The sequence below is a fragment of the Dokdonella sp. genome, assembly GCF_017744955.1.
Classification (GTDB): Bacteria; Pseudomonadota; Gammaproteobacteria; order Xanthomonadales; family Rhodanobacteraceae; genus Dokdonella_A.
This window is the reverse complement of record NZ_JAGIAG010000004.1, coordinates 41,820-55,470: the sequence shown is the minus strand read 5'-3', so window position 1 is coordinate 55,470 and position 13,651 is coordinate 41,820. Positions and strand designations below refer to the sequence as shown.

The window sequence follows — 13,651 nt, the reverse complement described above, 5'->3', positions numbered from 1 at the left end:
CACGCTACAGCAAGTGCGGGCGACGGCGTCGACGGCTTGCTGAGAAGGAATTCGTGTGCTTGCCGGCCCTGAGGGCGATCGAAACACTCACTCCCAGGTCACGCTTCTCAGCGATGCCGCGAGTTCGTCGAGGTCGGCAGGCACCGCCTGAGGAGCCAGAAGATGGCGAAGGTTGAGATATCGGCGATTCTGGATTCCGCCTGCGGTCCGTTCCGGAAATCGGTCGGCGCGAGTTCGTCGCACAGGAAGAACTTGTGTCCTTCCTCGATCTGCCAGCCCAGCGCTCTGGCGGCTTCGCAGGCCCGAAGAATCCGTTCCGTTTCGTCCGCGGTCCGAAATTTTCGGACGTTCCCGCTCTCCCCACTTCACCATAGTAAACCATGCCCGGCTTGCGGCAAGACCGTGCGCGTGAGGCAGATTCGCCGTCCGACGCAGATGGCTGCGCAGACGGGAGTGGCGAAATGCGGAAAGAAGTCATCGACGTGATCGTGGTCGGCGCCGGGCCGACCGGACTGATGCTGGCCGCCGAGTTGCGCCTGCACGGCGTGCGGGTGCTCGTGCTCGAACGGGATGCGGAACCGACGCCGATCGTCCGCGCGCTGGGCATGCATGCGCGCAGCATCGAGATCATGGACCAGCGCGGTCTGCTCGATCGGTTCCTCGCGCACGGCAAGACCCATCCGCTCGGCGGCTTCTTCGCCGGCATCCAGAAACCGGCACCGGAGCGGCTCGACACCGCACATCCCTACGTCCTCGGCATTCCGCAACCGCTCATCGACGGCCTGCTCGCGGAGCGCGCCGTCGAACTCGGTGCCGAAATCCGGCGCGGGTGCGGGCTGGCATCGCTGACGCAGGATGAGGACGCGGTGACGGCCGAGCTCGCCGACGGTACGCGATGCCGTGCGCGCTACCTCGTCGGCTGCGACGGCGGCCGCAGCATGGTGCGCAAGCAGCTCGGTGTCGGTTTTCCGGGCGAGCCTTCCCGTGTCGACACGCTGCTCGGCGAGATGCGGTTGACCGCGTCGGCGGAGGAACTGGCCACCGTGATGGCGCGAGTGCGCAGGACCCAGCTGCGCTTCGGCGCCATGCCGCTCGGCGACGGCAGGTATCGCGTCGTCGTGCCGGCCGAGGGCGTGGCGGCGGACCGCTCGATCCCGCCGACGCTGGAGGAATTCCGGCGCCAGTTGCGCGCGACCGCCGGTACCGATTTCGGCGTGCATTCGCCGCACTGGCTGTCGCGCTTCGGAGACGCCACGCGCCTGGCCGAGCGCTATCGCGTCGGCCGCGTGCTGCTGGCCGGCGACGCGGCGCACATCCATCCGCCGGTCGGCGGTCAGGGGCTCAACCTCGGTGTCCAGGATGCGTTCAATCTCGGCTGGAAACTTGCGGCCGCGATCGCCGGCTGGGCGCCGGAGGGTTTGCTCGACAGCTACGAGGCCGAGCGACGCCCCGTGGCCGCCGACGTGCTGGACAATTCGCGCGCGCAGATGGAACTGATGTCGCTCGAACCCGGTGCGCAGGCGTTGCGCCGGCTGTTGTCGCGGCTGATGGACTTTGATGAGGTGACGCGTTACCTGACCGAGAAGATCATCGCGGTCGACGTGCGCTACGACTTCGGCGAAGGCCACGCGCGACTCGGTTGGCGACAGCGCGACGTCGCATTGGCGCACGGGCGTCTCTACGAACGCATGCACGGCGGTCGCGGATTGCTGCTCGACCCGGCCGGTCGGCTCTCGGTGGCGGGTTGGGAAGATCGTGTCGATCACGTCGTCGACACCGGCGAGGAGTGGGAATTGCCCGCGGCGCTGCTGCGTCCGGACGGCCACGTGGCATGGATCGGTGACGACGAGCGCAGCTTGCAGGGTCCGCTGCGGCGATGGTTCGGCGCTCCCGCCGGTTGAGGTGCCGCGCGCGATGGCGCACGCATTCGTTAGGATCACGTTCGGCGGAGCGAAAGACGGGCAGTGGAAGCACGGCCTTTGCCGCGCTTTACTTGAACTCCGTGCTTGCGAAGGCGTCCAATGGCCCCAAGCTCGATGACCAGGTACGCACTGCCGAGCGCCTGCAGGACGAGGAGTCACCCGTGAAAGCTTCCATCGTTGCGAAGGTCGGCGCTTTCGTCGTCGCCGGCACCTGTCTCCTGTGTGCAGGAGCCGTCTCGGCGCAGTCGCTCGCGCCGGCGCAGACGACGGCCTCGACCGACCAGGCCGCGACTTCCTCCGAGCCCTTGAAGCTGCAGCTTCCCAACCAGGACTCGAAGCCGTGGCCGCAAGCCGGAGGGCAGGACAGCCCCGGCGAGTACTACGGCGACAACGGCAAGGACGAGAACGACCAGGGCGTCGAGGTGCACGGCAGCGTCACCACCGGAATCGGCTACTCCAAGGGCTACGGCACCAGCCAGATGAACGCGATCGAGCTTCACATCAGCAAGCCGTACGGCGATGGGAAGACCTTCGACATGCACATCAACGCCGAGCACACCAAGGGCCCGGGCTTCTCCCCGTACCGCTATCCGTACGGCGGCTACTACGGACCGCGGTATCCGTGAGAGATCGGGACCGGCGTCGACCTTCCTTCACGCTCCACGCGGTCCGGGACATCGCCGCCGGATCGAGTCGTCGGTAGTTTCGGTCGGGAAAGAGGCGACGAAGCGCTACGGATTCAGCGCGCCGATTCACTTCCTCCGGCGCGCGCTTCACCTACAGGGAAATTCCATGAAGCAAAGCCTCATCGCGCTGACTCTCGGCGCCTTGATCGGTTCGATTTCCGTCACGACGTCGGCGGCTCCCGCCGAGCAGAACCCTGCCGCAGGTCCGCCGATCCACGTCGAAGACGTCTACCGTTTCTATCGCCTGTACGACGCCACGCACGGCCGTCCGAGCGCGGAACAATTGCAGCGCGACTATCTGGACGCGGGCTCGGAAGGACTGCATCACCTCGCGAAGATCCGCAAGGTCACCGGCGAGGCCATCGCGAAGTCGCTCGACGCGCGGTCCGAGGTCTACGTCGACGCCAAGCGCTGCATGGACGTGCTGCCGCGCGTGCGCGAGCGGCTGGCGCTCGCCTTGGCCGAATTGAAGCGCCTTTACCCGACGATCGAATCCGCCCCGTCGACGGTCGCGGTCAGCCGCGGCAAGCCGGTCGCGGTGACCGATGCGCAAGGCGTGATCGTCGGACTGGAAGCGCTGTGCGGCGTGCAGTACCTCGAGGCCAACCTGGAAGACCGCTTCGTGCACGTGATGGCGCACGAGTACGCGCACGTGCAGCAGGCGCGCAAGGCGGCGGCGCTGGTCGACGCACCGAAGTACACGGTGCTGGAAGCGTCGCTGCTGGAAGGATCGGCCGAGTTCGTGGCGGAACTGGTGTCCGGCAGCGTCGCCTACGTCGGCTTGCCGGCGATGGCGAAGGGGCGCGAGAAAGCGCTCGAAACCGCCTTCCTCGTCGATCAGGACAAGACCGACCTTTCCGACTGGCTCTACAACGGCACCCTCACCAAGCCCGGCGATCTCGGCTACTGGGTCGGCTATCGCATCGCCAAGTCGTACTACCGGCACGCCGACGACAAGCAGCGGGCGCTGCGCGAGATCCTCGAGATGACCGACGCCAAGGCCTTCCTCGCGGCCAGCGGCTGGTCGCCCAGCATGTCGTTGCCGTGAAGCGATCGCATCGAGCGGGAGTGCCTTTCGTCGCTTGACCCGCGCGGATCGGATGCGGGAAGGTCGGCGCAGGCTTCCGCTCGGAGATGTCCGATGATCCGTTCGCTTCGGTTCGCGCTTTCCCTCGCGCTGCTTCCGTTCGTGTCCGCCGTCGCCGCGGCGGCGGACACGCCGTCGTCCGCTCCGGCCGCGCGCGAGATCGTGCTCGTGCGCCACGGCAACTACACGCCGGATACGTCCGTCGACGAGAAGATCGGCCCGCCGCTGTCGCCGATCGGTGTGGCGCAGGCGCGGCTCGCCGGCGCGCGCCTGCACGGCGAGCTGTCGCGACTGGACGGATTGCACGTCAGCCCGATGCAGCGTGCGCGCGACACGGCGGCGGCGATCGGCGCGGAATTTCCGGGGCGTGCGTTCGAGGTGGTCGACGATCTCGCCGAATGCACGCCGCCGACGCGTCGCGCCGAAGTCATGGCGAAGGAGAAGCCCGAGGACGCGGCCGCCTGCAAGGCGCGCCTGGATCGCGTGTTCGCGACGTATTTCCGTCCGGCGCAGGGCGCAACGCACACCGACCTGTTCGTCTGCCACGGCAACGTCATCCGCTATCTCGTCACGCGCGCGCTCGGCGTGGACACCGCAGCGTGGCTGGAAATGTCGGTCGGCCATGCGAGCCTCACGCGCATTCGCGTCGAGGCGGACGGCCGCTTCAAGGTGATCGCGGTCGGCGACGTCGGACACATCCCGGCGAACCTGCGCACCGGCGCCAGCGGCGATGCCGACCGCAGTCTCGCGGCGCCGCCGCTCGAGACGGCGCCGAAGTCCGGAGTGGCGGGGGCCTGAAAGCGGCGGCACGGATTCGTCGCCGGTGGCGTAGCCGCGCCGGCGGCTATCGCGCGACGGCGAGCGAGAACAGAATGCGCGCGAATCCGACGCGCGTCGGTGCAGCAGTGGCGGAAGCGGTGAGATTCGAACTCACGGTGGCATTGCTGCCACGCCGGTTTTCAAGACCGGTGCCTTAAACCGCTCGGCCACGCTTCCGGGATCTGGATGGGATCGATTGCAGGCCCGGCACGGTCTCTCTTCGCGAAGCGCGGCGACTTCGGGATCGATCCGGCCGGTTTGCAGCCGGCAACTTTACTACAGAGTCCGGCGCCGTTCGCAGACCGGTTTGCTTGTCTGCGCTGCGTTTTAAGCGCAGATTGAAAAGTTGGGGCCAACTAGGGAAGGGAAGATGATCAAAGTCGTGCTGGTCGACGACCACGAGCTGGTGCGTACCGGTTTCCGCATGATCCTCGCGGGGCAGCCGGGAATCGAAGTCATCGGGGAAGCGGCCGATGGCGAAAAGGGACTGGAACTGATTCGCCGCACGAAACCGGACGTCGCCATCGTCGACGTGCACATGCCGCATCTGAGCGGCATCGAATTGACCGATCGGGTGCGGCGCAGCAAGCTGCGCACGCGCATCGTGATCCTGACCGTCGTCAACGAGGCGCCGTTTCCGAAGCGATTGGTGGAGGCGGGCGCCAGCGGCTATCTGACCAAGGGCTGCGCCGCCGACGAACTCGTGCGTGCCGTGCGCCAGGTCGCCGACGGTCGCCGCTACCTGTCGCCGGACGTCGCCGAAGCGATCGCGCTGGGAGCGCTCGACGGCGTCACCGCATCGCCGTTCGACGCGCTGTCCGCGCGCGAACTCGACGTCGCGCTGATGCTGGCGCAAGGCCAGGACATGCAGCACATCGCGGGTCTGCTCAAGCTGAGCGCGAAAACCGTCGCCACCTACAAGTACCGGCTGTTCGACAAGCTCAGCATCGACAACGCGGTGGAGCTGGCGCACCTGGTGCACATGCACGGCCTGCTCGACAACCGTGCACGTGCCCTGACGGGCTGATCGGGCCGCGCGGATCGCGCGCGGCCCGATGCGGTCAGTCCGCTTTCGGTTCGTCCGGGGCGGACGGCTTCGGTTCGGCGGAAGCGGTGGGCTTCGGCTCGACGGGAGCCGCGGGCTTCGGTTCGGGCGAGGCCGTGGGTTTCGGATCGACGTATGCCGTCGGCTTCGGCTCGACCGGAGCCACCGGCTTCGACTCGGCCGGCGTCGGCGCGGGAACAGGCTTCGCCGCCGGTTCGTCGCGCTTGGCGACATCGGGAGTCGACGCCGGAGCCGCCGTCGAAATCGGAGTCACGGCCGGCCGCGACAGCGGCAGTTCGAGCGTCTGCTGACCGCGGTTCGCGGTGTCGCGCGGCGCTTCCGGCTCGGTCTTCGCGGTGCGTTCCGGACTCGCCGGCGCAGCGGTCGGTGCGGACACGGCGCGCTCGCTCGACGTCGTCGTCACTGCGGCGGCAGCGGCGGCTGCCGAAGGCGCGGCCGGAGCGTTCGCCGACGAACCGGGCGCCGGACGCGGCGTCGGCGCGCTCGCCGGTGCCGCGGGGGCCGGCGTCGCCGGAATCGACTGGATCGCGGCGCGAACGGCGGCCTGCACGGTCGACGGCGGCGGCGAGATCGCCGCGCCGGTGGCCGGCGTCGTCGCAGCGGCAGGAGCGGCAGGAGCGGCAGGAGCCGGCGCGGCCGGGCGCGGCGTTGCCGGAGCCGTGGCCGGTGTCGGCGCAGGCGTCGACGCGGCCACACTCGGCGTCGCGGGAGCTGCCGCGGCCGGTGACGGCGTCGTGGCCGGAGCCGGACTCGGCGCCGCGGTGGCGGTCACCGGGCTCGCTTCGGCGCTGGCCGCGATCCGCTTCTCGGGTTCCTTGGCCGGAGCGGTCTGTTCCTTGGCGTTCGGTGCCGTCGCCGGCGCGGACGCGCGCTCGGTGGCGCCGGTCGACGGCAGGTCGTCCTCGTCGTCGAAGTCCGCCTGGGTCTGATCGATCTGGCCTTCGGCCGAACCGATATCGGCGACACCGTCCTTGCGACGGCGACGGCCGCCGCGACGGCCGCGGCGACGCGAACGCATCTCGTCGCGCTCGCCGGCAGGCTTGGGCTCGGCATTCGCGGCGGTCTGCGTCGCGGGAGTCTGGGGCGGCGTGGCGATCGGGGCAGCCGTGGCGGGCGCTACGGCCGGATTCGCCGGCTTCGGCTGCGCTTCGGTCTGGCGCGAAGGCGGCGGTGGCGTCTGCGTGCGCAGCTCGGACACGACCGGCTGCTCGCCGGTATTGCGGCCAGGGCCGCGCTCGTCGCGCCGGTTGCCGCGCTGTTGCTGCCCCTGTTTCTGGCCTTGACCGCCGCGCTGGTCGTTGCGCTGCTGATCACGCGGCTGGTCGACGCCGGAACGGCCGTCGCGACGGTTCTCCTGGCGCCGCTGCTGTGGCTGCTGCTGGCCCGGACGATTGCCGGGCTGACGCGCCGGCTGGGCGGGGCGCGCCGGCTGCTGCGGCCGTGCGGCCGGAGCCGGCGTCGTCGCCGTCGGAGCGGGGGCGGCGTTGCCGCCGCGGAACCAGCCGACGAAGCGCGCGAGCAAGCCGCCGCTCGGTGCGGCGGCCGGTGTCGGCGCCGGTGCGGCGATCGGCGCGGGCGCGACCGGTTCCGGACGTTCCGGTGCCGGCGTCGCGCGGACCACGCCGGCGACCGCCGGCTGTTCGGGCTCCTCGCTCGGGCGCAGCATCGTCGGCAGCGGCTTCGGCGCGACCGGGGTGGTGCGCTGGTAGCTCGGCTTCACTTCCTCGCCGATGTCGGCCGCGCGTAGGCGCTGGATTTCCAGGTGCGGCGTTTCCAGCTGCTCGTCGGCGACGACGATGACGTTGACGTCGTGGCGCGCCTCGATCTCGTTGAGCTGGCGACGCTTCTCGTTGAGCAGGAAGTTCGCCACGCTCGGCGGCGCCTGCACCAGCACCTGGCCGGTGCTGTCCTTCATCGCGTGCTCCTCGACCAGGCGCAGCGCCGACAGCGCCAGCGATTCGACGCCGCGGATGCGGCCGTGGCCTTCGCAGCGCGGGCAGACGATCTGGGTCGATTCGCCGAGGCTCGGGCGCAGGCGCTGACGCGACATTTCCAGCAGGCCGAAGCGCGAGATGCGGCCGACCTGCACGCGGGCACGGTCGAGCTTGAGCGCTTCCTTGAGCTTTTCCTCGACGTCGCGCTGGTGGCGCGGGGAATCCATGTCGATGAAGTCGATCACGATCAGGCCGCCGGCGTCGCGGATGCGCAGCTGGCGCGCGATCTCGACCGCGGCTTCGCAGTTCGTGTTGAACGCGGTTTCCTCGATGTCGCTGCCCTTGGTCGCCTTCGACGAGTTGATGTCGATGGCGGTCAGCGCTTCGGTCTGGTCGATCACGATCGAGCCGCCGGAGGGCAGGCGCACGCTGCGCTCGAAGGCGTTCTCGATCTGCGTCTCGATCTGGAAGCGCGAGAACAGCGGCGTGGTGTCCTGGTACAGCTTGAGCTTGCGCAGGTTGTTCGGCATCACCTGCTGCACGAATTCGCGCGCGTCCTGGTAGAGCTCCTCGTGGTCGATGAGGATCTCGCCGATGTCGTTGCGCAGGTAGTCGCGCAGGGCGCGGATGATGAGCTTGGATTCCTGGTAGATCAGGAACGGAGCGGCGCGCGACTGCGCGGCTTCGGAAATCGCCTTCCACAATTGCAGCAGGTAGTCGAGGTCCCACTGCAGTTCTTCGGCGTCGCGGCCGAGGCCGGCGGTGCGCACGATCAGGCCCATGTCGTCGGGCACGTTCAGGTGGTCCAGCGCTTCCTTGATGTTGGCGCGGTCCTCGCCCTCGATCCGGCGCGAGACGCCGCCGGCCTTCGGGTTGTTCGGCATCAGCACCATGTAGCGGCCGGCGAGGCTGATGAAGGTGGTCAGTGCGGCGCCCTTGTTGCCGCGTTCCTCTTTCTCGACCTGGACGACCAGTTCCTGGCCTTCCTTGAGCAGCTCGCGGATGCCGGCCTTGTTCGGGTTCAGGCCCGGGGTGAAGTACTGGTCGGAGATTTCCTTCAGCGGCAGGAAGCCGTGACGGTCGGCGCCGTAGTCGACGAAGCAGGCTTCGAGGGAGGGTTCGACGCGGGTGATGCGGGCTTTGTAGATGTTGGCTTTTTTCTGTTCCTTGGACGGGATCTCGATGTCGAGGTCGTAAAGGTTCTGTCCGTCCACGATCGCGACGCGCAACTCCTCCCGCTGAGTCGCGTTGATCAACATGCGTTTCATTGTCGTTTTTTCCTGTGGGGGCGCTCGACTGTCGTCGGTGCTGCGCGTTGTCGCGCTGCGCGATGCCCGCATTTCGCGGGCCGACGGCGGCAGGTGCGCCTTGAAACCGGTGCTTCCGCGCACCGGCGTACATGGGGTTGCGCGCATCCGCGGACCCGCGCCGTCGTTCCGACGGCGAGCAATCCGCGACCCGACCCATTACGATGGCCGTTCGCCCCGGCGCCGCGCTCCGATGGAGTCACCGCGGGCGCAGAGTGCGAAAGGACGCAATGGATGGGTGCGTCAATGGCTGTTCCGTACTCCCGCGGATGGGGGCAGGGAACGGCGCGACACGCACTTGCAGCATATCAGTTCCAGGACGTTTTTTTCAATGAAGACACAGACTTCGGCGACAAATCGCGACGCAGGCGCAGGCCCGCGCGCGCAACTCGTCGCCGTGCCCGAGGATCGCGACGGCCAGCGCCTGGACAATTTCCTGGCCTCGCGGCTGAAAGGCGTGCCGAAGAGCCTGATCTACCGCATCTGCCGCAGCGGCGAGGTGCGCGTGAACGGCGGCCGCGCCAAACCGGACCGGCGCCTGGCGGTCGGCGACCAGGTGCGCATCCCGCCGGTGCGCGTCGCCGAGCGCGGCGAGGCGGCACCGCCGCCTGAGCGGCAGATGAGCCGCGTCGAGGCGTCGATCATCCATGAGGACCGCGAGTTCCTGGTCATCGACAAGCCGGCCGGGGTGGCCAGCCACGGCGGCAGCGGGGTCAGTTTCGGCGCGATCGAACTACTGCGTGCGGCACGGCCGCGCGACACGCTGGAGCTGGCGCACCGGCTCGACCGCGACACCAGCGGCGTGCTGGTGCTGACGCGCAAGCGCTCGGCGCTGACCGCGCTGCAGGCGGCGATCCGCGAGGGGAGGGTCGAGAAGCGCTACCTGGCCCTGATCGAGGGAGCCTTGCCGAAAGCGCGCCTCACCGTCGATGCGCCGCTGAAGAAGTCGGTGCTGCAGGGCGGTGAGCGCATGGTCCGCGTCGACCCGGACGGCAAGGAGTCGCGCTCGCGCTTCAGCGAACTGCAGCGCTACCCCGGCGCCAGCCTGGTCGAGGTCGCGCTGGAGACCGGACGCACCCACCAGATCCGCGTGCATGCCCAGCACCTGGGCCATCCGCTGGCCGGCGACGAGAAGTACGGTGATCGCGAATTCAATCGAGAAATGCGCGACAAGGGCTTGAAGCGGCTGTTCCTTCACGCTGCGCGCTTCGAGTTCGCGCTGGGCGAGCGCAGCTACAGCTTCAGCGCGCCGCTGGCGCCGGAGCTGGCGGCCGCGCTCGACGCCATTTCAGGTTGACGCCGAGCGTGCCGAGCACGATCAGGACGATGCCGACCAGCTGGATCGGCTTCAGCACGTGCCCGTACAGGACGAAGTCGAGCAGCAGCGCGACCAGCGGGTAGATGAAGGCGAGCACGGCGATCGTCGCCACCGACAGGCTCGGATAGGCCGAGTAGAACAGCACGTAGCAGATGCCGCTGTGCACGAGCCCCAGGCCCGCCAGCCAGATCCAATGCGGCCCGAGGTGCGCCGCCGCGGCGTAGTCGGCGAACGGCGCCAGCATCGCCACGCCGGTGAGGCACTGGATCAGCACCACGGCGAGCGGTCGCTCGCGGCTGATCCGGCGCGACAGCAGCAGTGACGCTCCGCACAGGACGGCCGCGACGAAGGTCAGGCCGATGCCGACGAGGTACGTCGCGTCCGCGCTGCCGATCAGCTTGAACGGATCGGCCGACAGGCCGACGCCGACGAAGGCAAGGGCGGTCCAGGCCAAGTCGGCCGGATGCGTGCGTTCGCCGAGGAACAGCGCGGCCAGCCCGAGCATCGCGAACGGAAAGAAGTGGTAGACCATCGTCGCGACGCCGATCGACGAGCGCGCCATGCCGGCGAACAGGGCGACCCAGTTCAGCACCAGCAGCACGCCGCTGAGCACGGCCGCGCCGATCAGCTCGCGCTGCTGCGCGAGGCCGCGGAAGTGCCCGCGCAACACACCCCAGGCGATCAGGAAAACGCTGCCGAACGCGCAGCGGAAGAATACGGTCGTGATCGGGTCCTGGCGGCCTTCATGGGCGAACACGCCGACCGAGCCGATCAGGAGCTCGGCGACGACGAGCTGGAGCAGGGCGGTGCGGGTTTCGCTGGGCGAGACGGTCGGCATCGGAGTGCATCGAGTGACTGGGGGAGCCAGCGTAGGTCGGGCCGATTGAGCGATACAGATGCAGTTATCATCGAAGCATGCCGATACAGATGTGCCTATGAGCCTGCTCTACGAACGTGTCGCCGAATCCTTGCGCGGGCAGATCCGCCGCGGCGTGCTGCGCGCCGGCGAACGGCTGCCTTCGTTGCGCCGGGTCGGGCGGCAGCAGCAGGTCAGCCTCGCCACCGCGGTCGAGGCCTACGTGCAGCTCGAGCGCGAAGGTCTGGTCGAGGCGCGTCCGCGCTCCGGCTACTACGTGCGCGGCGCGGCGCCGGACTTGCCGGAGCCCGCATTGCGCCGAACCCCGCGCGCGCCGTGTGCGATGCGCAATCCGGCGCTGCTCGACGTGCTCGACGTGCTGACGCGCTCCGACCTGTTGCCGCTGCACGCGGCGACGCCGTCGCTGGAACTGCTGCCGGCCGCCGGCATCGCCGCCGCAGTGGCGCGCACGATGCGGCGCCATCGCGATGCGGCCCTGCGCTACGCCATGCCACAAGGGCAGCCGGGCCTGCGCCTGCAGATCGCGCGTCGGTACGCGCATTGCGGCGTCGACGTCGATCCGGACGAGATCGTGGTGACGGCCGGCGCGATGGAGGCGATCAGCCTCGCCTTGCGCAGCGTCACGCGCTCCGGCGACGTGGTGTTGCTGGAGACGCCGACCTACTACGGCCTGCTGCAGGCGGTCGCCGCGCTCGGCTTGCGCGTCGTCGAAGTCCCCAATCGCCCAGGGGCGGGCATCGACGTCGCGCAGCTCGAGGGCCTGCTCGCACGCCACGAAGTGCGCGCCGCGGTGCTGGTGCCGAACTTCAACAATCCGGTCGGCAGCCTGACCGGCGACGCCGGCAAGCAGGCGATCGTCGCCGCCTGCGCGGCGCGCTGCGTCGTGCTGATCGAAGACGACCTGTACGGCGAACTGGCGTATTCCGGCACGCGGCCGCCGCCGTTGCGGCGGTTCGATCGCCAGGGCGGCGTGATCACCTGCGGCTCGTTCTCGAAGATGCTCGCGCCAGGCCTGCGCGTCGGCTGGGCGTTCGGTTCGCGCTGGACCGACGAGCTGCTGCGCGCGAAGTGCTTCTCCAGCGTCGCCACGGCGAGCCTGCCGCAACTCGCGATCGCCGACTATCTGGCGCATCACGACGTCGACCGGCCGCTGCGCCGCCTGCGCCGCGAACTGGCCGCCAACGCGCAGCGCTATCGCGACGTCGTCGCGCGGTATTGGCCGGCCGGCACGCGCGTCTCCGAGCCGGTCGGCGGCATGGCGCTGTGGCTGGAGCTGGCGGACGGCGTCGACGCGCAGGCGCTGTTCGAAGCGGCACTCGCGCAAGGCATCGGCACCCTGCCGGGACATCTGTTCTCCAACCGCGACGAGTACCGCCACCACTTGAGGCTGAGCTGCGGGCTGCTCTGGGATGCGAAAATAGAGCAGGCGCTGCGCGCAGTCGGTGCGCTGGCGGATCGACTGAGGAAAGAGAAATGATCGAGCTGGTCGGCTTCGACGGCGACGACACGCTGTGGCACAGCGAGGGCTACTACCAGCATGCGGGCGCCGAGTTCGAGCGCATCCTGGCGGCCTGGATCGACATCGGCGACGCCTCGGTGCGCAGCCGTCTGCACGCGGCCGAGCGGCGCAACCTCGCGCTGTTCGGCTACGGCGCCAAGAGCATGACCTTGTCGATGGTCGAGGCCGCGATCGAGCTGACCAACGGCGCGATCTCGGCCGGCGACATCCACCGCATCGTCGTGCTCGGCAAGAGCATCCTCGAGCATCCGGTGGAGCTGCTGCCGGACATCCGCGCCGCCGTCGAGGCGGTCGCGGCGCGGCATCGCATCGTGCTGATCACCAAGGGCGATCTGTTCCACCAAGAGCGCAAGGTCGCGCAGAGCGGGCTCGGCGACCTGTTCGAGCGCATCGAGATCGTCTCGGAAAAGGACGCGCGCAGCTACGCGCGCGTGATCGCCGAATGCGACACGGTCGCCGCGCGTTTCGCGATGATCGGCAATTCCCTGCGTTCGGACGTCGAACCGGTGATCGAACTCGGCGGATGGGGCATCCACATGCCGTATCACGTGACCTGGGCGCACGAACTGGAACACGGCGTCGACGGCGCGCATCCGCGCGTGCTGACGATCGACGCGCCGAGCGCGATTCCCGAAGCGGTCGCGCGTTGCGACGCGGCCGGACACACCGAAGCGGCCGCCTGAGTCGCGAAGAGACGCGTCTCCAGGTCGGCCCCGGTTCCTTCGCGCGCTTCTCGCTCAGGTTTTCGCGTTCACGAAGGAACGCGCAGATCCTCGACCCTGGCCGCGCAGATCAGGTCGTTCAGCGACAACCCGCCGACGTCGTGCGTCGAGTAGCGCACCAGGCAGCGGTTGTAGTGGACTTCGAGGTCGGGATGGTGGTCTTCGCGATGCGCGATCGAGGCGACCGCGTTGACGAAGGCCATGGTGTGGAAATAGTCGGCGAAGCGGAATTCCTTGCGGATCTCGCCGCCGTTCGCGTCGATCTGCCAGCCCGGCAGCTCGGCCAGGCCGAGGCCGACTTCGGTCGCCGAGAGCGCGTCTTCCTTGCCTTTTCGCGGACGGCAGTGCTGTCTGAGTAGCGAAGTGAAATCGGTCATCGCGGGGCTCGCATCGG

11 protein-coding genes and 1 tRNA gene are annotated in these 13,651 nt (G+C 68.9%); 8 read left to right on the top strand and 4 right to left on the bottom strand.

Going from position 1 to position 13,651, the window contains the following annotated elements:
- Nucleotides 1–461 precede the first annotated feature (461 nt).
- From rox to J7520_RS10775, 4 genes are all read left to right on the top strand, one after another.
- Nucleotides 462–1,901 carry a rifampin monooxygenase gene (gene rox, locus J7520_RS10790; RefSeq protein WP_291187919.1) on the top strand — a complete coding sequence of 480 codons (1,440 nt, stop codon included), beginning with the start codon at nt 462–464 and terminating at the stop codon, nt 1,899–1,901.
- Nucleotides 1,902–2,083: 182 nt separating this feature from the next.
- On the top strand, nt 2,084–2,548 hold the full coding sequence (locus J7520_RS10785) for a hypothetical protein (RefSeq protein WP_291187916.1): 465 nt from the start codon (nt 2,084–2,086) through the stop codon (nt 2,546–2,548).
- A 166-nt stretch (nt 2,549–2,714) separates the two neighbouring features.
- Nucleotides 2,715–3,656: a DUF2268 domain-containing putative Zn-dependent protease gene (locus J7520_RS10780; RefSeq protein WP_291187914.1), complete on the top strand. Its 942-nt coding sequence runs from the start codon at nt 2,715–2,717 to the stop codon at nt 3,654–3,656.
- Between the two features lie 93 nt (nt 3,657–3,749).
- A complete protein-coding gene (locus J7520_RS10775; RefSeq protein WP_291187912.1) occupies nt 3,750–4,493 on the top strand; it encodes a histidine phosphatase family protein in 744 nt (247 codons plus the stop codon).
- A 108-nt stretch (nt 4,494–4,601) separates the two neighbouring features.
- Here the strand turns inward: J7520_RS10775 and J7520_RS10770 are convergent.
- Nucleotides 4,602–4,691, bottom strand: a tRNA-Ser gene (locus J7520_RS10770).
- Nucleotides 4,692–4,884: 193 nt separating this feature from the next.
- Here J7520_RS10770 and J7520_RS10765 point away from each other — a divergent pair.
- Nucleotides 4,885–5,541: a response regulator gene (locus J7520_RS10765; RefSeq protein ID WP_291187910.1), complete on the top strand. Its 657-nt coding sequence runs from the start codon at nt 4,885–4,887 to the stop codon at nt 5,539–5,541.
- Between the two features lie 34 nt (nt 5,542–5,575).
- Here the strand turns inward: J7520_RS10765 and J7520_RS10760 are convergent, their stop codons facing one another.
- Nucleotides 5,576–8,773, bottom strand: coding sequence for an Rne/Rng family ribonuclease (locus J7520_RS10760; protein WP_291188554.1), 3,198 nt, complete (start codon nt 8,771–8,773; stop codon nt 5,576–5,578).
- A 379-nt stretch (nt 8,774–9,152) separates the two neighbouring features.
- Here J7520_RS10760 and J7520_RS10755 point away from each other — a divergent pair, with 379 nt between their 5' ends.
- Nucleotides 9,153–10,118 carry an RluA family pseudouridine synthase gene (locus J7520_RS10755; RefSeq protein WP_291188552.1) on the top strand — a complete coding sequence of 322 codons (966 nt, stop codon included), beginning with the start codon at nt 9,153–9,155 and terminating at the stop codon, nt 10,116–10,118.
- Here J7520_RS10755 and J7520_RS10750 read toward each other — a convergent pair.
- Entirely contained in the window at nt 10,063–10,977 is a 915-nt protein-coding gene (locus J7520_RS10750) for a DMT family transporter (protein WP_291187908.1), read from the bottom strand. The genes J7520_RS10755 and J7520_RS10750 overlap by 56 nt on opposite strands.
- Nucleotides 10,978–11,074: 97 nt before the next feature.
- Between J7520_RS10750 and J7520_RS10745 the strand changes: the two genes are divergently transcribed.
- Entirely contained in the window at nt 11,075–12,493 is a 1,419-nt protein-coding gene (locus J7520_RS10745; protein ID WP_291187905.1) for a PLP-dependent aminotransferase family protein, read from the top strand.
- The gene (locus tag J7520_RS10740) at nt 12,490–13,218 is read left to right on the top strand and encodes an HAD family hydrolase (protein WP_291187903.1); all 729 of its coding nucleotides are present in this window, start codon (nt 12,490–12,492) and stop codon (nt 13,216–13,218) included. Before J7520_RS10745 ends, J7520_RS10740 begins: the two co-directional genes overlap by 4 nt.
- A 68-nt stretch (nt 13,219–13,286) precedes the next feature.
- Here J7520_RS10740 and J7520_RS10735 read toward each other — a convergent pair whose 3' ends face one another.
- Nucleotides 13,287–13,634, bottom strand: a complete 348-nt coding sequence (locus J7520_RS10735) for a 4a-hydroxytetrahydrobiopterin dehydratase (protein WP_291187901.1) — start codon at nt 13,632–13,634, stop codon at nt 13,287–13,289.
- Between the last annotated feature and the right edge of the window lie 17 nt (nt 13,635–13,651).

Bases quoted from the DNA above. Each gene is read 5' to 3' on its own strand.
- J7520_RS10735 (WP_291187901.1), bottom strand. From the start codon at position 13,634: ATGACCGATTTCACTTCGCTACTCAGACAGCACTGCCGTCCGCGAAAA.
- J7520_RS10745 (WP_291187905.1), top strand. From the start codon at position 11,075: ATGAGCCTGCTCTACGAACGTGTCGCCGAATCCTTGCGCGGGCAGATC.
- rox (WP_291187919.1), top strand. From the start codon at position 462: ATGCGGAAAGAAGTCATCGACGTGATCGTGGTCGGCGCCGGGCCGACC.
- J7520_RS10755 (WP_291188552.1), top strand. From the start codon at position 9,153: ATGAAGACACAGACTTCGGCGACAAATCGCGACGCAGGCGCAGGCCCG.
- J7520_RS10740 (WP_291187903.1), top strand. From the start codon at position 12,490: ATGATCGAGCTGGTCGGCTTCGACGGCGACGACACGCTGTGGCACAGC.
- J7520_RS10780 (WP_291187914.1), top strand. From the start codon at position 2,715: ATGAAGCAAAGCCTCATCGCGCTGACTCTCGGCGCCTTGATCGGTTCG.
- J7520_RS10750 (WP_291187908.1), bottom strand. From the start codon at position 10,977: ATGCCGACCGTCTCGCCCAGCGAAACCCGCACCGCCCTGCTCCAGCTC.
- J7520_RS10765 (WP_291187910.1), top strand. From the start codon at position 4,885: ATGATCAAAGTCGTGCTGGTCGACGACCACGAGCTGGTGCGTACCGGT.
- J7520_RS10760 (WP_291188554.1), bottom strand. From the start codon at position 8,773: ATGTTGATCAACGCGACTCAGCGGGAGGAGTTGCGCGTCGCGATCGTG.
- J7520_RS10775 (WP_291187912.1), top strand. From the start codon at position 3,750: ATGATCCGTTCGCTTCGGTTCGCGCTTTCCCTCGCGCTGCTTCCGTTC.